An 18,047-nucleotide genomic window follows, 5' to 3' on the forward strand; every position below is an offset into this window, starting at 1 on the left:
CCATGGACTTTGCAGGAAAATGTCTTCTTGCAGAAAATGTCACAGGCCTCATATTGATTGAATAATCATGCACTTGGTCAAAGCTTGTGATGCACTTAATAGTGTGGAAACCAAATTGGCCATAAAAGAAGAGAACAATTATCAGGGGTCCTGCGCATCGACCGTGCGCTGGCACATCTAGGAGCAGGTCTATGGACTGGGACAAGCTGCGTGTTTTTCACGCTGTTGCCGAAGCCGGGAGCTTCACCCACGCAGGGGAAAACCTTAATCTGAGCCAGTCGGCCGTCAGCCGACAGATCAGCGCACTCGAAGAAAGCGTGAAAGTCCCGCTTTTCCATCGCCATGCGCGTGGCCTGATCCTGACAGAACAGGGCGAGCTGCTGTATCGCACAGCACATGATGTTTTTGCCAAGCTTTCCATGGCAGAAGCCCGCATTCGCGAATCAAAGGAACGGCCGAGCGGTCCGCTCAAGGTCACGACAACCGTGGCCTTCGGTTCGACCTGGCTGACGCCCCGCATCAACGAGTTCCTTGAACGGTATCCGGAAATCGAACTGTCGCTGGTGCTCAATGACGAGGAACTCGATCTTGCCATGCGCGAGGCCGATGTTGCCATCCGCATGCAGCCGCCCCGTCAGGCCGACCTTGTCCAGCGCCAGCTGATGACGCTGCGCTATCACGTGTTTGCATCGCCGGAATACATCAAGCAACACGGCATGCCCAAAACACCAGAAGACCTCAAGGACCATCGCCTGATCATCTATGGCGCGGATGCCCGTCCGCCGGTTTCCAACGTCAACTGGATGATGGCAACCGCACAGCAGTTCAAACCGGACATGCGCCCGATCCTGAAGCTTAACAATATCTATGGCATTTTCCGCGCCACCGAATCCGGTCTTGGTATTTCGGCACTGCCCGATTACTTGCTGCCAACCAACAGCAATCTGGTCCGCATCTTGCCGGAACTCGAAGGGCCAAGTTTTGACGCCTATTTCGTCTATCCGGAAGAACTGCGGCACTCCAAACGTATCGCCGTATTCCGTGATTTCCTGATCGAGGAAATTTCAAAGGTCAAAGCAAAGGCCGCGGCAGCCGCCAGCGCCAGTGCCACGACCGAGAAATAGAATTCCGGACATCATCTTCTATCCGATTCTGCAACAGCCCGGCACTGCCGGGCTGTTGGCGTTTATGGGGTGTTTTACCAATATCGGGGCACATCAAATATCAGTCGTGCCATAATGTCTTAAAATTGCTGACATTTTATTGTCATGCGCCTGACGCATGGTTGACTTGTAGTCATTCTATTTTTGGTCCACCCAAGGATCACTTATATTCATATCATAAGTTGTGAGCATCCGCACAAAGCGAGCTTGCTCCGGCTTCCTGATCTTTGGACGATCCGTCCGCCGGAACGATATCCGGCCTGGAATCTTCAAGAGATTCCCTACGTCTCCCAGACGTAAGCCTCCCTGTTGATCTTGCCGGTAGCTCCCCCGCTACCGGCTTTTTTTTGTGCCCCTGCACAATGAATTATCCCCGCAAACAGTGATCTAGCCAGAAAACCGTCAGAACGAACTCGTAAAACCGTATAAATATCAAATACTTGACATCATTCTAAACGTCCCAATATATTTATGCAGAAAATGCATGGCTGAAAAAGCAATTTGGCAGTGGTCATTATCGTCAAAAACGCTATCTTCTCCCTCGAACCGCAGCGGAACACTCCGCACCGCGGTACAGAGTTTTCTCCCTGACCGATTATGTCGGTCTTTAGCCGGACGCCCTGTCCGGCTTACCCAGGGCCCTGCGAAGGGTCCTACGTCTCCCAGACGTGAAGCCTCCCTGATAAACTTGCCGGGCACATTTGTTGCCCGGCTTTTTTTTTTGCTTTATCGACCTCCTCGCCTTCTCCCCATTGCGCCTGCTCGCACGCAGCTGTGATCAGCCGTCACCCGATCTCGACTTGGCAAGTGCCGCCCTTGGTTTCACTATGGGCAATCACTGTGTCCAATAGGGACACCCATCTGCATGATCGGGACATCGGCTCCATGAAAAGCACGCTGAGCGCCTTCCTGTTTGGCAAGAATGCCAACAGCCACCTGCCAGAGCGCGTCCAGAGCGCGATCGAAAAACAACAATATGAAAGCGAAAAGCTGATCGGCTGGGTGCAGTTGTTGCTGGTCACGATCTTTGCAAGCCTCTATGCCATCTCCCCCAAAACCGTGATGTCCGATGGCATCCATCCGGTGCCATGGGCATTGGGCCTGTATTACCTGTTTACCCTCAAACGCCTTGCCCTGACCTATCGCAACAAGCTCTCGACCTGGTTCCTGACTGTTTCGGTGATCGCCGATATCGGTCTTCTGATGGTCCTGATCTGGAGCTTCCATATCCAGTACATGCAGCCAGCAAGCTTTTATCTCAAAGCGCCGACCGTGCTCTATGTCTTCATCTTCATTGCGTTGCGCAGCCTGCGCTTTGATCCGCGCTATATCCTGATAGCTGGCGGGACAGCGGCGGCAGGCTGGATCATTCTGACTGGCTATGTCATCTGGTCGGAGGGCGGCAAAAGCATGATCACGCGTGATTATGTGACCTACCTGACCTCAAACTCGATCCTGATCGGGGCTGAAATTGACAAGATTATCGCCATTTTGCTGGTTACGGCTGTTCTGACCGTCGCCGTGATGCGGGCCAAAAGATCGTTTATCCGGGCTGTCACGGATGAAATTGCCGCCCGCGATCTGTCGCGCTTTGTGTCACCCGAAATTGCCGATCGCATTACCCATGCCGAACAACAGATCAGGCCCGGCGGCGGTGAAGCAGTCAACGCGACGGTAATGTTCACCGACATCGAAGGATTTTCATCAATCGCCGAAAAGCTCGCGCCAAAAGAACTGGCCACCATGCTCAATGAATATTTCACCGAAACCAACGCGGTGATTTCGCATTTTGGCGGGGTCATCACCCAGTTTGAAGGCGACGCGATGCTGATCACCTTTAATGCCGTGACCCCCGACACCGATCACGCACTCAATGCCGTGCGCACCGCCCTTGCCATTCAGGAGCTCGCCAATCGGCGCATTTATTCTCATGGCGGGCGGTTGAAAACCCGCTGCGGGATCAATTCAGGTGAAATTGTTCTGGGTGCGGTCGGCTCCGAAAGCCGCCTGACCTTTACGGTGCATGGTGACAACGTCAATATCGCCTCGCGGCTTGAGGCACTGAACAAGGAGTTCGGCACCTATATCCTTGCAACGGAAGATACAGTCCGTGCCTGCGGCAACCACGATGATATTCCGGCATGGACGCCGCGCGGCGATGTCACGGTGCGGGGCCGGGAAAACCCGACAAAGATCTTCTCTCTCACACCAATCAAAATCACCGGTCACACCCCGGCGCAAGACACGGCCCGCCAGACGGTATCACGCGCCTGAAAATCGTGACCAAACGGCACGTCCAGGACAAATTAAAAGCCCGGGGAGCTGTAAGCTCGCCCGGGCTTTGGGGACAGATGGTCTTGGGGAGACCTGTCAGATGCGCTGCCTTGCCCGTGGGGTGCATGACGCCTTGGGGGATAAGGGCGTCCGTTCCGGGCCTCGATGCGCCGTGAGGGAGGGGCACGGCATCGAAGTTTTCGCATCCGACAGTTAGGAATATGCCTTTGAAATGCGGCTCAAAATACGGTGTCTGATGACCATTTGGGGGCAAATTGGGGCAATTGCGGCGGCGCTGATATGGGGTGATCTTGCTGCCCCGCCATCCGGACAAAAAAGTGGGGCGGGATAAAACCCGCCCCAATCTATTCGGGGTCATTCATGGTCTTGGGGAGACCAAGTCAGCCGGGGTATTTCAGGTGGGGGAACAACCTGAAACCATCTGGGCCAGTATCGTGAGGGGGGACAGAGACTGCTGACCACGTCCTCGACTGACAGTTGAGAATATGCCCGGAAATCAAGGCGGGAAAACAGGTCACATTGGGCCATTTCAGGGCGAATTGTGTTCCAATAAAGGCACCTGAAACGCAACATGTTGATTTCATTGAATTCAACTGTCGCCCATCAAACCCAAAAGAACCATATCGGCTTTTCTTTTGATCAGTAACACAGACAAATACCCGGGTTTTTGTCGGGTTTGGATGATGCCAAGCGCCTGAAAACCACGTTGCGGGACCCTTAAAAATAACCCCACTTCCTTTAATAGAATTGCCCTATCGCAAACAGTTAGACAATCAATTGGTGTAATTAACAGCTGTCATTCATACTGCCTTCAACACGAAAAAGCACAAAGCCCGCTTGGATTGAAAGCGGCGAAAGGAGATAAACATGCAGATCGATATCGGCATCAATGAATCCAACCGCACCGCTATCGCCGACGGACTTGGCCGCGTTCTGGCCGACAGCTATGCGCTCTATCTGAAAACGCACAATTTCCACTGGAACGTGACGGGTCCGATGTTCCAGACCCTGCACACCATGTTTGAAGAACAGTACACCGAACTGGCAACCGCGATTGACGAAGTCGCCGAACGTATCCGTTCGCTGGGTGCCTATGCGCCGGCCAGCTTCTCGGCTTACGGCGAACTGACGGCGATCAAGGAAGAAAAAGGTGTTCCTGCCGCCAAGGACATGATTGCACAACTGGTCGAAGGCCATGAAACCGTGATCAAGACCGCGCGTTCGCTCTATCCGATTTGCGATAGCTCGGACGATGACGCCACCGCAGACCTTCTGACCGCCCGTATTCAGGTCCATGAAAAAACTGCCTGGATGCTGCGCTCCCTGCTTGAAGGCTAAGCACCAACTTTTCGCGTCCCCAACGCAAAACGGCCCGGAACATTCCGGGCCGTTTTTATATATGTGCGTCACAAGAACACCACACCCTTGCGACGCACGATGCCTGTGACCGGGAAAGGAGCAACCCGGTCAGCAGGCTGAAAGCTACTTACTGGCTGTGTTTGGCAATCGCCGCACGTGCAGCCGCAACAATGGCCGCACCATCAACACCCTTGTCATTCATTTCCGCGATCCAGCGATCAATCACTTCATCGGCCTTTGCGGCGAACTTTGCGGTCTCATCGGCTGAAAGCGTCACCAACTCACCCGATTTGGCGAAAATCTCTTCACCGCGGGGTTCAATTGCGTCCCATGCCTCGCCAATTTCGCGCGCGATGTTATGGCCGGAGTTATCATCAATAACCTTTTTCAGATCATTTGGCAGGGCATCGTAACGATCCTTGTTCATCGCAAACATGAAGACCAGCGTGCCAAACCGGACACCCTGATCACCCTCGATGGCATACTGGGTCATATCCGGGATCTTGAACGGAATGGCGACCTCGTGCGGGATCAACGCACCATCCACGACACCAAGCGACAAGGCCTGCGGCAAATCAGGAACCGGCATGCTGACCGGTTGTGCGCCCCAGCTTTCCAGCATCCAGGCGCCGGTGCGTGACGGCGCACGCAGTTTCATGCCTTCGACATCAGCAAGGCTTTCGATCTTTTTCTCGGTGGTGAAGATCGCCTGTCCGGTATGGACATGGATCAGCAACGGCTTGATATCGTCGAAGTCCTGCGACAGGTGCTCTTCATAGATATCCTGAATGGCCATGTTGGTGATGGCCGCACTGCCGGTATGAACAAATGGCAGCTCGAACACCTCACTGCGCGGATAGACACCTGGCGTATAGCCAAGTGCACTCCACCCCAGATCCACCGCGCCATCGCGAATATGGCTGTAAAGCTCGGTCGGCTTGCCGCCCAGCGCCATCGCCGGATAAATCTCGATCTTGATGCGACCGTCAGATTGTTCCTCGATCCGCTTGGCCCAGGGCTCAAGGAACTTGGCTTGTGCTGTTGCCTTCGGCCCCAGAACATGTTCAAGCACAAAAGTGAATTCCGGTTCGGCCTGCGCGGAAAGCGCACTTGCCAAACAGCCAGCAGCAACTGCTGCCGATACAAACAGGCGTTTTAACATTTTCAACCTCAGACGTTTTCCCTGAAAATGCGCTCAGCACCCCCCGCCCGCTTGGCACGGTTTTGGCGCGGTGTTTCACAGCACTGAGCGTCTCTCTCTTTTGGTAGCGTTCTTTGACCGGTTCGGATCCGGCTTTGTCTTTTTATGCGTTGGTTATTCCGCCGCAGCAGCAAGTGCCCGATCAATCAGACGGCGTGCACGCACACCGCCCGCATCAATATTGAAGTTCAAAAGCTTGCGTTCCGGATGACGCAGCATATTGGCCTGCTGACCTTCAACCACTTCAAGATCCTCATAGAACACCTTGGCCTGCGCATCTTTGATGTTTTGGGTCAGACCGTTATCATCAATGTCAAAGTTGCGCACCATGCCCCAGTAATAGCGGCATGTGGTTTCTGTTTCCGGCGTCATGCAGTTCACGACAATGCCGGTTACACCCTTGGATCGATCACCTTGCTGCGCGCCGGTCCCGGCAAGCGCAACGCCAACATCAATCATCACATTCGATGGCAGGGTAAAGGTACAAATCTGCCAGCGATCGCAGACTTCCTTGGATTTCAGGTTATTGGCCCAGAACGGCGGCGGCACGATGTTTTCCATCCAGCGTTCAACCGTGACGCTTTCGTCATCGGATCGCGTCTGGGGCAGACTTTCGGTGATCTCAAGCTGACCGATGCTGGATGGATGCACATAAGTCTCGTGGCTCAGATCCATCAGGTTATCGACCAAAAGCTCATACCCGCATTTCACATCATAGGTACCGCCGTCAAAGACCCAGCCTTCTTCGGACGCATGCGGGATTTCCGGCACCAGTGCCTCGTGAGCCTTTTCCTTATCGCCGATCCAGACCCAGACAAAGCGGTCCTTCTCGACCACCGGGTAGGCGCGCACACAGGCCTCGGGGTGGATGCTTTGCTGGTTGGGCATATGCACGCATGCGCCATCACCATCAAATTCCAGCCCGTGATAGCCACACACAAGACGATCGCCTTCGACATAACCCTGGCTCAGCGGCAGAAGGCGATGCGGGCAGCTGTCTTCAAGCGCGACCAGTGACCGGTCGGCACGGCGATACAAAACGACATTTTCATTGCAGATCGTGCGCGCGACAGGGGTGCGACCAATTTCGCCGTCCCAGCCTGCGACGTACCAGAAGTTACGCAGGAACATGTTTCTCTCCCTTGGCGCAAGGCCAATCAAGGTTGCTTGCAGGTGGAATTTTTACCACCAAGATTTCTTGTTATGCTTCTAAGCGTAATCAAATTGGATCCAATTTGGCAAGATGCTTTTTAAACAATTCGATCTGAACTATGATCGCCCGGCAGCCACAAAAACGGAAACCGGCATGAGCAAACACGGCCAGCGCGTCCTGATCACCTTGCGGAAAATGATCGCCAACGGGGAACTTCCACCGGGCGAAAGGGTTGCAGAAATCCCGATTGCTGAACGGCTTGGCGTATCGCGCACGCCGGTCCGGATTGCCTTTCGGACACTCGAACAGGAAGGCCTGCTGCGCAAAGGGGATCGTCGCGGATACACCGTGCGCGCCATCACCCCGACCGAAATTGCTGATGCCATCGAAGTGCGCGGCGTGCTCGAAGGACTTGCCGCCCGCCTTGCCAGTGAACGCGGCATTTCCCTTCCGGCGCGCAGCCACCTGATTGAATGCCTGTCGACGGGTGACGCCTTGTTTTCCAAGGGCTTCCTGACCGATGAAGACATGGAAATCTATCACGATTTCAACATGCGCTTTCACAACACCATCATCGAGGCCAGTCGCAACATCGCCATCGAAGATGCGCTGTCGCGCAATGATCACCTGCCATTTGCATCCGTGTCTTCCATCGCCTTTAACCGCGATGACATGACCGGCGAATTCCGCCGATTCAATTTCAGTCATATGCAACATCACATCATTTTTGACGCCATCGACAACGGCCAGGGGGCGCGCGCCGAAGCCCTGATGCGTGAACATGCCAATGCGGCACTGCGCTATACGCAAATCCTTGGTCCGACACAGGATATGCCCGACAACTTCACCGTCATCGAACGCGAAGATACCGCATAATCTACCCTGCCTCGCATTTTCCGACCTATCAGGTTTGACAAAATTGGATCCAATTGATCTAATCTGGATCCAGTCAAGCCCACAGACAAACACACCCGGAGCAAATCCGGGGGCCTGGGAAGGAAAATCGCCATGCCTGAAGTTACCGTTCAACAGGTCCATGACCTGACCGACCGCATACGCGGTTTTGATCTTGTTGCCACAAATGGTACAAGCCTGCCGCCCGCCGAACCGGGCGCGCATATCAAACTCACCGTCACCGACACAGCCGGCCAGTCTGTTAAACGGTCCTATTCGATCATCAATCCGGGGGAGCCTGATCTCTACCGGATCGCGGTGCTGCGCGAAGAAGGCGGCGAAGGCGGGTCCATGTATATGCATCAAAAGGTCAAAACCGGTGATGTCCTTGAAATCGACCTGCCGCAAAATGACTTCCCGCTTGTTGAAAGTGCGGCCAAAACCATCCTGATTGCCGGCGGCATTGGCATCACCCCGATCCTTGCCATGGCGACCGCGCTCCAACAGGCCGGCAAGGATTTCGTCCTGCATTATGCCAGCCGCAACCACACCGACATGGCCCTGATGACAGAGGTGCTTGATGCCGCCAACGGGCGATGCGCGCTTTATTTCGACGGCGGCGACACATCACGCAGCATGCCCCTTTCTAGCATCCTTGGCACGGCAGAAGCCGGCAAACACGTTTATGTCTGCGGCCCGGGCGGCCTGATTGATGCCGTGCTTGATACCGCGCGCCGCAATCGCTGGGCGTCGGAGAATGTGCATTATGAACGCTTCACCACGCCTGCCGCCCAGCTTGATGACACCAGTTTCGAAGTTCATCTGGCGCAAAGCGGCCAGACCTTCGAAGTGCCGGTTGGAAAATCTGTTCTGGATGTCCTGATCGACGAGGGCATTGACCCGCTTTACGACTGCAAAAAGGGCAATTGCGGGATCTGCACATCGGTTGTGATTTCCCATGATGGCGATCTGTCGCATCGCGACGCCTATCTTAGCGACAGCCAAAAAGCCCAAAACGATCAGATGTGCATTTGCGTCTCCCGCATGCAAAGCAGCGGTCGCCTGACGCTGGATCTCTAGACAAAAACGGCCCGGAAGTTCCGGGCCGCTTTCTTGTTCAGTTATCTTCTTCAGGCAAACAGCGGATCAATCAACCGGGCAGCGCTCAGGATCGCCTGATCATGCCCATGGGGTGCCCCGATCATAAGGGCGGCTGGTGCAACTTCGCCTTTGATCTGAACCGGCATCGACATCGCACAGGCATCAACCAGGTTCAGATAGCCGGTATTACGCAGCATCAGCGCATTCAGGTTGTCAAAGTCGGCTTCGACCTCGGCAATCTTGGGTGCCATGCGCGGCAAGGTCGGCGCGACCATGACGTCAACATCCGCCATCGCCGCCCCGAACATCGATACGATATCGGTCCGCTTGGCATAGGCGTCGATCACCTCATAACTTGATAGCGTATCGGCAAACTTCATCCGCGACAAAACGCGCGGATCGCCGACGGTTTCAAGCTTTGCGAAATCCTTGGCATAGATCCGGTGCGCTTCAAACGACACCAGCATTTTATTGAGGATCGCGTTCTGGGCGATGAAAGCAAAATCAATCTCGATCAGTTCATGCCCGGCCTCTTTCAGCTTTGCACAAATCATTGCAAAGTCTGCCTTCACCCGGCCATCGAGCCCATCAACAAACGCATTTATCGGCACGCCAATGCGAAGCGATTTTGCCGCGTCTTCCGGCGGTGTAACTGAGATGTCTGTCAGGACTTCAAACGCACGAATAGCGGTTTCAAGATCGCCTGCCAACGGTCCCGGCGTGTCAAAGCTTTTGGCCAACGGATGAATGCCCGCCCCCGGCACCGAAAGGCGGCTTGGCTTGATGCCATAAAGCCCGTTGATCGCCGATGGAATTCGGATCGATCCGCCCGTATCCGTGCCAAGCGCCAGATCAACAATCCCGTGCGCCACGGTCAAACCACCGCCCGAGGTTGAACCACCCGGAATGCCCTCGGCATCAAAGATATTGCCCGGCGTACCGTAATGCGGATTAAGCCCGACACCTGAATAGGCAAATTCGCTCAGCGTCGTTCGCCCAAACGGAATGGCCCCTGCGGCCTTGATGCGACGCACGCATTCGCTGTCGGCCTCGGCCGGTGCGCGCCCCTTCAAAAGTTCGGATGCCGCCGTGGTGGCAATGCCCGCCTCGTCATACAGATCCTTGACCGATACCAGCATCCCGGCAAGCGGAGCACCCGGATTTTGCGCGCAATAATTCTCCGCCTCGGCAGCAGCCTTTAAAATCCGCTCAGAATCAAACTCGGTAAAGATCTTGTCCTTAAGCTCGCCAAGTTGATTGACCTTGTCGATTGCTTGTCTGGCCTTGTCGATCATTGCACCCATCTGGCACCCCGATTTGTTGTTTTGTCGCGATCCGACGGCCCCATTCGATCCGCCCCGCGCATTTGTGTTTCACTGTCATAGGATGGCACCCGTGCCTGATCAAGGATCAGATCGGCAATTTCGCCCGTACAAAACGGGTAGTAACCGGAAATGATCGGGGGTTTCACCCGCTGATCACCGAGCCGTGACTTGCCCAAAGCCGGTTTTCAAAGGACATTTAGAAAACCCGCGCAATTGGAGGACGACATGCTGATACGCCGCAAAAAGGGTTGGGAAATTCCCGAACGAGACGCAACGCCGGAATCGATCTATAAAAACCGCCGTCAATTCCTTAAGGGGATCGCCGCCGGATCGATCGGCGCGACAGCATCAAGCCTCCCGCTGGGCTCTGCATTGGCCCAGGGGTCGGGATCAACTGCCGATCTTTATCCGGTGGATCGCAACCCGGCCTACACGGTCGAACGCGAAATGACCGAAAAGTCCAAGGCGCTGACCTATAACAACTTCTATGAGTTCGGATCGCACAAATCGATCTCGCAGGCAGCTCAGGCCATGCGTATCCGTCCTTGGACCGTGGTCATCGACGGGTTGGTTGAAAAACCGATCGAAATTGATTTCGAAGAACTTGTGCGCAAGATGCCGCTTGAAGAGCGCGTCTATCGCTTCCGCTGTGTTGAAGCCTGGGCGATGACCGTGCCCTGGTCCGGTTTCCCGATGAAGGCACTGGTTGATTTCGCCAAGCCCCTGTCGGGTGCGAAATATGTCGAAATGGAAACTGCCAGCCAAAAGGACACCATGCCCGGCCTGCGGCAGTTCTGGTATCCGTGGCCCTATATCGAAGGCCTTACGATGGCCGAGGCCACCAATGAACTCACCATGATCGCCACGGGCATTTACGGCGAAGAACTGCCCAAACAAAACGGCGCACCGTTGCGTTTGGTCACACCGTGGAAATACGGTTTTAAAAACATCAAATCGATCGTGCGCTTCACCTTCACGGACACGCGCCCGAAAAGCTTCTGGGAAGACATCAACGCCGATGAGTATGGCTTCTGGGCCAACGTCAACCCGGAAGTCCCGCATCCGCGCTGGTCGCAAGCCTATGAACGTCTTCTGAATAACGGCGAAAGCGTCCCCACCCGGATCTATAACGGCTATGGCGATTATGTTGCCGATATCTACAAGGGCATGGAAAACGAACGGCTGTTTATGTAACCCGCACGACCGTAGCGCCCACACGCAAAAGCCGGTGTTTTACGACACCGGCTTTTTTCTTGGCGTTCTCTTGGTCATCGGACGCGTTACGAATCCGTATTGGCGTACCGGCCATAAATTTCTTCAAAGGTGCCGTCCTGGCGCATATCGATCAGGTGTTTTTCAAGCACGGTAAAGCTGCCATCAGTGAAAAAGTCCGACTGGCGCGATAGTGCAATGAAGGATGGCTTTCCCTGTAACAACAAATCAGATCGCTTGATCCGAAACGGCCCGAACTTGCGGATATGGGCAACGGCAAGAAGCTCCGGCGCAATCAGTGCATCAATCCGCCCAAGATCAAGCATCCGAAACAATGTTTCGTAATCCGCCGCTTCGACAAACCGGATATAGGGCGCCTCACTAAACTGCCAGCCATAACTGGCCCCGCGCAGCACTCCGGTCAGTTTGTGTTCAAGATCCTCGATCTCGATCACATTGGCATCCAGTGCGCCGGTATAAATCACCTTCGGCTCGCTCGGCAGGGCTGCTCCGAAATAATACATGTATTGTTGGCGATCATCGGTGCGATTGGGACCAAGCATTAGGTCCGCCTGCCCGCTCTCCATCAGGTGCAAGGCACGTTTGAACGGCACCACCTGAAACACAAGATCAATCCCCGCACGTCGCGCAGCTTCGCCCACGACATCGACATAGATGCCGCTATAGACCGGCTCATCGGTTGTTTCGGTCACAATACGATAAGGCGGGGCATCATTGATCGCGACGATCAATGTACGTGCGGCAACCTCGTTGCCAAACCAGCCTGCCCCAAGCAGGAACGCCGTGAAGACCAAACTCCAGGCTTTCAAACGCCACATCAAGCCTTCTCCATAGCGATCACACAGCGATCTGTGTTGCTGTTGTTATATGTGATCACGACAAATATTCTCAACGGCGAATGCAACCTGTATTTGTAATTTTCTAAATATCCTAAGCCCCTTTTCTACGGCGCCCTTTGTATTTCGGTTTATTGGCCGATTTTGACCCGGGGCCAACAGTGCCAATCGTGCGCGCCATCGGTCCGGCCTCCGCCAGACCCAGTTCCTGATCCTCAAGACGTTTGATCTCGTCACGCAGACGGGCTGCTTCCTCGAACTCAAGGTTCCCGGCGGCATCGCGCATGCGTTTTTCAAGGTCTTCGATGTGCGCACGCAGGTTATGGCCGACCATGATGTCGCCCGACACCCCGGTATCAACCGTGACGTAATCCTGTTCGGCGACACTTTCGAGGACGTCGTTAATTCGCGACCGCACGGTTTCCGGCGTAATGCCATGTTCCGCGTTATAGGCCATCTGCTTTTCACGTCGGCGGTTGGTTTCGCCAATCGCGTATTCAAGGCTGTCGGTCATTTTGTCGGCATAAAGCAGCACGCGACCTTCAACGTTACGCGCCGCACGGCCAATCGTCTGCACAAGTGATGTCTTGGAGCGCAGGAAACCCTCCTTATCCGCATCCAAAATCGCGACAAGCGCACATTCCGGAATATCAAGCCCCTCGCGCAGAAGGTTAATCCCCACCAAAACGTCAAATACGCCAAGCCGCAAATCACGGATGATCTCGATGCGTTCCAGCGTATCAATGTCCGAATGCAGATAACGTACACGTACGCCATGCTCATGCAGATATTCGGTCAAATCCTCTGCCATGCGCTTGGTCAGGGTGGTGACCAGAACACGCTGCCCCTTGGCGGCACATGCCTTGGCCTCGCCCAGCAGATCATCAACCTGGGTTTCAACCGGGCGCACGATACAGACCGGATCAATCAGCCCCGTCGGGCGAATAACCTGTTCGGCAAACACACCACCCGTGCGTTCCATTTCCCAGTTGCCCGGGGTCGCGGAAACAAACACGCTTTGCGGGCGCATTGCTTCCCATTCCTCGAATTTCAGCGGCCGGTTATCAACGCAACTGGGCAGGCGGAAGCCATGCTCGGCCAGGGTAAATTTGCGATTATAGTCCCCGCGATACATGCCGCCAATCTGCGGCACAGCCACGTGGCTTTCATCGACAAACAGCAATGCGTTTTCCGGCAAATATTCAAACAGGGTCGGCGGCGGCTCCCCCGGATTACGGCCCGAAAGCCACCGGGAATAGTTTTCAATGCCTTTGCAGTGACCGACCGTTTCCATCATTTCCAGATCAAAGGTCGTGCGTTGTTCGATCCGCTCGGCCGCCAGCAACTTGCCCTCGGCCTGGAACTGCGCCAGACGATCTTTAAGCTCCTGCTTGATACCGGCCATCGCCTGTACCAGCGTCGGGCGCGGGGTGACGTGGTGCGAATTTGCATAAACCGTGACCGAGTCCATGCTGGCAAACTTGTGCCCGGTCAGCGGATCAAATTCCGCCAGCTCCTCGACCTCGTCACCAAACATCGAAACGCGCCATGCCCGGTCCTCGGCGTGGGCCGGGAAGATTTCCAAAACATCGCCGCGCACCCGGAACGTCCCGCGCGAAAAGGCCGCGTCATTGCGGGTATATTGCAACTCGACCAGGCGCTTCATAATGTCGTTACGATCAACCTCGTCCCCGACCGAAATGCGCTGGGTCATCTCAAGATAGGTTTCCACCGCCCCGATACCGTAAATGCACGACACCGATGCCACGATGATACAGTCGTTGCGCTCAAGGATCGCACGCGTTGCGGCATGGCGCATCCGGTCGATCTGTTCGTTGATCGAGCTGTCTTTTTCGATATAGGTATCAGATCTCGGGATATAGGCTTCGGGTTGGTAATAGTCGTAATAGGAAACAAAATACTCGACCGCATTATCCGGAAAAAAATACTTCATCTCAGCATAAAGCTGGGCGGCCAGCGTTTTGTTGGGCGCCAGAACAAGTGCGGGGCGCTGCGTCTTGGCGATGATGTTTGCCATCGTAAACGTTTTGCCCGACCCGGTCACGCCAAGCAGAACCTGATCGCGCTCGCCCTCATCAATACCGGCCATCAGCTCGGCAATTGCTTGCGGCTGATCACCGGCGGGCTCGTATTCGGTCACCAGTTTGAATTCCCGTGATCCTTCGACAGGCGGGCGACGTTTGGTCAAAAATTCCGGTAGCGCATTCATCGGGCAGATCCCTTTTTATTCCAACCCTAGTTATAGGTCAGATACGCCTGACCGCAAGCCCCCGCCCTGACAGTTCCTGTCAGGAAGTGTCAGGAGACGTCAGGATGTAAATCCGGGAACAACGGGTGTTTTGGCACGTTTGCAAAACAGTTCTTTCCGCTCGGACTTCTGAAAGGCTGCAAAATTGGATAAAATCATCCCAAAGAACCCGCAGAAGGCCCTAAACAGCCTTGAATTGGAATTAAGGCAGGCGTAGGGTCCGAACCGAAAGAACACGATTCTTTTCACTTCTCATAAATTCCAGGGAAACAGACCAATGGCGTTCATTGCCGACCGTTTGAGCCGTATCAAACCCTCTCCCACCATTGCTGTCACCACCAAGGCTGCCGAACTTAAGGCTGCTGGCGTTGATGTGATCGGACTTGGCGCAGGTGAGCCGGATTTCGATACCCCCGACAATATCAAAGAAGCTGCCAAAGCGGCGATTGACGCTGGCAAGACCAAATACACTCCGGTCGCCGGTACGCCGGAGCTTCGCAAGGCAATTGTCGAAAAGTTCAAGCGTGAAAACGATCTGGAATACACCATCGACGAAATCACTGTCGGTTGCGGTGGCAAACAGACCCTGTTCAACGCGTTCTTCGCGACCCTGAACCCGGGTGACGAAGTCGTCATTCCGGCACCATACTGGGTATCTTACCCGGACATGGCGCTGATGGCCGAAGGCACCCCGGTCATTGTTGAATGCCAGGAAGAAAACGACTTCAAAATCACCGCTGCCGAACTTGAAGCCGCGATCACGCCAAAAACCAAATGGGTTGTTCTGAACTCGCCGTCGAACCCGACCGGTGCGGCCTATTCGCGCGCCGAACTGCGTGCGCTTGCCGACGTGCTTCTGAAACATGAAAACGTCTACATCATGTCTGACGACATGTATGAGCACCTTGTCTATGACGGTTTCGAATTCACCACCATCGCCCAGGTCGAACCGAAGCTGAAAGACCGCACGCTGACCTGTAACGGCGTGTCGAAATCCTATGCCATGACTGGCTGGCGCCTTGGTTATGCAGCAGGCCCGGTCGAGCTGATCAAGGCCATCAACAAGGTTCAGTCGCAGTCGAGCACGCATACTTCCTCGATCAGTCAGGCTGCTTCGGTCGAAGCACTGAACGGTACGCAGGACTTCCTGGCAGAACGTGCCGAAGTATTCAAAAAACGTCGTGACCTTGTCGTTGCCGCGCTCAACGAATGCGAAGGCCTGTCGTGCAAAACCCCGGAAGGCGCGTTTTATGTCTATCCGTCCTGTGCGGGCGCAATTGGCAAAACCACCCCGGATGGCAAGAAAATCGAAACCGACACCGACTTCGTCACCTACCTGCTTGAGGCAGAAGGCGTTGCTGCGGTTCAGGGTTCGGCATTCGGCTTGGCACCGTATTTCCGCATTTCCTACGCGACCTCGGACGATGCCCTGATCGAAGCCTGCAAGCGCATCAAACGTGCGTGCGCAGCCCTGAAATAAGGTCTGCTGTCCCGATCTTCGGGATTAAATCGTATCAAACAGGGTCCGGCACTTGCCGGGCCCTGTTTTTTTGTCCATGATTACAATTAAACAATTGCGCACCGAATTACCGATAAATCACCCGAACAACGCCCCAACAAAGATTGCCCCTCACATGAAGATCGAAAATTTCTATGCCACCGTGAACGGTATCAGCTTGTCATGTCAGCGGATCATCCCCGAGGATGTCCGCCCTGATGCGCCAACCATCCTGATGCTGCACGAAGCCCTTGGCACGATCCGCATGTGGCGCGACTTCCCGGCCAAACTGGCGACCGCGACCCGCCACCCGGTGGTTGTCTATGAGCGGCGCGGGCATGGCAAATCCGATCCGCATGCGGTTGGTGATATTCCGCGCGCGATTGATTTCCACAACACCGAAAGCGATGTCTATCTGCATGGCCTGATCACGGAACTGGGCCTCGCCAAGCCGATCCTGTTTGGCCATAGCGACGGGGCGACCATCGCGCTTAAATATGCCGCACGCTTCCCTGACAATGTGACGGCGGTGATTTCCGAAGCCGCCCATGTTTTTGTCGAGGATGTCACGGTTGCCGGTATTACCGAGGCGGCCAAGATTTATGCCCAGACCGACTGGAAAACCAAACTGCAACGCCACCACTTTGCCCAGACCGATGATGTCTTCCGCGCCTGGGTCGATACCTGGCGGCAACCGGATTTCCTTGACTGGAACATGGTCGATGAGCTTGCCAACATCACCTGCCCGCTTCTGGTCATTCAGGGCGATGACGACCAGTTCGGCAGCGATGAACAGGTCCACACCATCTGCGCCAATACAGGTGGACCGGTCACCAAAATGCTGATCAAGGACTGCGGCCACATCCCGCATTTCGATCAACCCGATCAGGTGATCGAAGCCAGCCTGAAACATCTTGGCATTAATGAACCCGCATCAGCTTAACGGATGCCGCGCCAAATCGACGCAAAACAAAAGCCCCGGCACCATAAGGTGACCGGGGCTTTCTGCTGGGCGATTGCCCGAATATTTCAGGCTTATTCGGCCAGTGCGTCTTCCGCATCAATCACGACGGCAACCGCATGGATAACCGATGCAATGCGGATGGCGTTCTGGATGGTTTCCTTTTTAACGCCAGCGTTCTTCAGCACCTTGTCATGGCTGTCGATGCACATGCCGCAACCATTGATCGCCGAAACCGCGATCGAAAACAGTTCGAAGTCGGCCTTATCAATGCCCGGCTTGCCGATGATGTTCATGCGCAGGCGGGCCGGCATGGTGCTGTATTCTTCATCCGATACCAGGTGGTTGAACCGGTAATAGATGTTGTTCATGCCCATGATGGCAGCCGCACCCTTGGCAGCTTCAATCGCTTCCGGCGTCAGTTTTTCTTTTGCTTCTGCGGCGACGGCCTTGGTCAGTTTGGCGTTGCGCGATGCAAAGGCACACGCAAGGGCAGTGCCATAAACCTGCTGGTCGGTCATGCCCGGATTGTTGGCCATGCTCGAAAGGTTCAGCTTAAGGTCCTTGGCATAGGCCGGCATGGAGTCCTTGATTTCAACGATCGACGTCATGGAAAAAATCCTCTGAAGCTGTCTGAAACGATAAACGCGTAATGCAATAACGAATGGGGGGATTATCAGCCGTGGCAGTGCCGCACTTGGTCGGGCGCACGATGCGCAAGTCGGCAAAAGTCACAGGCTGAAAGGCGGGACCGGGCCA

General features: G+C 54.9%; 15 protein-coding genes. 8 read left to right on the forward strand and 7 right to left on the reverse strand.

Annotated features, from left to right (window positions below; translation table 11 throughout):
• Nucleotides 1–191 precede the first annotated feature (191 nt).
• The 3 genes from TH4_RS01765 (at nt 192) to TH4_RS01775 (ending at nt 4,796) form a co-directional block, all read left to right on the forward strand.
• Complete coding sequence (locus tag TH4_RS01765) at nt 192–1,124, forward strand: LysR family transcriptional regulator (RefSeq protein WP_064779685.1); 933 nt, start codon at nt 192–194, stop codon at nt 1,122–1,124.
• A 924-nt stretch (nt 1,125–2,048) separates the two neighbouring features.
• Complete coding sequence (locus TH4_RS01770) at nt 2,049–3,437, forward strand: adenylate/guanylate cyclase domain-containing protein (protein WP_064779686.1); 1,389 nt, start codon at nt 2,049–2,051, stop codon at nt 3,435–3,437.
• An 888-nt stretch (nt 3,438–4,325) separates the two neighbouring features.
• Nucleotides 4,326–4,796 (forward strand): Dps family protein, encoded by a 471-nt coding sequence (locus TH4_RS01775; RefSeq protein WP_008889506.1) that lies wholly within the window; start codon nt 4,326–4,328, stop codon nt 4,794–4,796.
• A 148-nt stretch (nt 4,797–4,944) separates the two neighbouring features.
• Here the strand turns inward: TH4_RS01775 and TH4_RS01780 are convergent, their stop codons facing one another.
• On the reverse strand, nt 4,945–5,979 hold the full coding sequence (locus TH4_RS01780; RefSeq protein ID WP_064779687.1) for a TRAP transporter substrate-binding protein: 1,035 nt from the start codon (nt 5,977–5,979) through the stop codon (nt 4,945–4,947).
• 153 nt (nt 5,980–6,132) lie between these two features.
• Complete coding sequence (locus TH4_RS01785) at nt 6,133–7,149, reverse strand: aromatic ring-hydroxylating dioxygenase subunit alpha (RefSeq protein WP_064779688.1); 1,017 nt, start codon at nt 7,147–7,149, stop codon at nt 6,133–6,135.
• A gap of 175 nt (nt 7,150–7,324) precedes the next feature.
• On the opposite strand from TH4_RS01785, the gene TH4_RS01790 reads away from it, so the two are divergent.
• Together TH4_RS01790 and TH4_RS01795 are read left to right on the forward strand one after the other, a co-directional pair.
• Complete coding sequence (locus TH4_RS01790; protein ID WP_040822962.1) at nt 7,325–8,047, forward strand: GntR family transcriptional regulator; 723 nt, start codon at nt 7,325–7,327, stop codon at nt 8,045–8,047.
• A gap of 132 nt (nt 8,048–8,179) precedes the next feature.
• Complete coding sequence (locus tag TH4_RS01795) at nt 8,180–9,145, forward strand: PDR/VanB family oxidoreductase (RefSeq protein ID WP_064779689.1); 966 nt, start codon at nt 8,180–8,182, stop codon at nt 9,143–9,145.
• A gap of 50 nt (nt 9,146–9,195) precedes the next feature.
• Here the strand turns inward: TH4_RS01795 and TH4_RS01800 are convergent, their stop codons facing one another.
• Together TH4_RS01800 and TH4_RS01805 are read right to left on the reverse strand one after the other, a co-directional pair.
• The gene (locus TH4_RS01800) at nt 9,196–10,470 is read right to left on the reverse strand and encodes an amidase (protein ID WP_064779690.1); all 1,275 of its coding nucleotides are present in this window, start codon (nt 10,468–10,470) and stop codon (nt 9,196–9,198) included.
• Entirely contained in the window at nt 10,458–10,637 is a 180-nt protein-coding gene (locus TH4_RS01805) for a hypothetical protein (protein WP_157097687.1), read from the reverse strand. Before TH4_RS01805 ends, TH4_RS01800 begins: the two co-directional genes overlap by 13 nt.
• 79 nt (nt 10,638–10,716) lie before the next feature.
• Here TH4_RS01805 and msrP point away from each other — a divergent pair, with 79 nt between their 5' ends.
• Entirely contained in the window at nt 10,717–11,685 is a 969-nt protein-coding gene (msrP, locus tag TH4_RS01810; RefSeq protein WP_064779692.1) for a protein-methionine-sulfoxide reductase catalytic subunit MsrP, read from the forward strand.
• Nucleotides 11,686–11,771: 86 nt separating this feature from the next.
• Here msrP and TH4_RS01815 read toward each other — a convergent pair whose 3' ends face one another.
• Entirely contained in the window at nt 11,772–12,542 is a 771-nt protein-coding gene (locus TH4_RS01815; RefSeq protein ID WP_064779693.1) for a substrate-binding periplasmic protein, read from the reverse strand.
• Between the two features lie 112 nt (nt 12,543–12,654).
• Nucleotides 12,655–14,790 carry an excinuclease ABC subunit UvrB gene (gene uvrB, locus TH4_RS01820; protein ID WP_064779694.1) on the reverse strand — a complete coding sequence of 712 codons (2,136 nt, stop codon included), beginning with the start codon at nt 14,788–14,790 and terminating at the stop codon, nt 12,655–12,657.
• A 316-nt stretch (nt 14,791–15,106) separates the two neighbouring features.
• On the opposite strand from uvrB, the gene TH4_RS01825 reads away from it, so the two are divergent.
• Both TH4_RS01825 and TH4_RS01830 read left to right on the forward strand, forming a co-directional pair.
• Nucleotides 15,107–16,309, forward strand: a complete 1,203-nt coding sequence (locus TH4_RS01825) for an aspartate transaminase (RefSeq protein WP_008889491.1) — start codon at nt 15,107–15,109, stop codon at nt 16,307–16,309.
• Nucleotides 16,310–16,463: 154 nt separating this feature from the next.
• Nucleotides 16,464–17,270 (forward strand): alpha/beta fold hydrolase, encoded by an 807-nt coding sequence (locus tag TH4_RS01830; protein ID WP_064779695.1) that lies wholly within the window; start codon nt 16,464–16,466, stop codon nt 17,268–17,270.
• A gap of 92 nt (nt 17,271–17,362) precedes the next feature.
• Here TH4_RS01830 and ahpD read toward each other — a convergent pair whose 3' ends face one another.
• Nucleotides 17,363–17,899 (reverse strand): alkylhydroperoxidase, AhpD family, encoded by a 537-nt coding sequence (gene ahpD / locus TH4_RS01835; protein ID WP_008889484.1) that lies wholly within the window; start codon nt 17,897–17,899, stop codon nt 17,363–17,365.
• Nucleotides 17,900–18,047 lie beyond the last annotated feature (148 nt).

The organism is Thalassospira tepidiphila MCCC 1A03514 (genome assembly GCF_001662875.1).
Taxonomy (GTDB): Bacteria; Pseudomonadota; Alphaproteobacteria; order Rhodospirillales; family Thalassospiraceae; genus Thalassospira; species Thalassospira tepidiphila.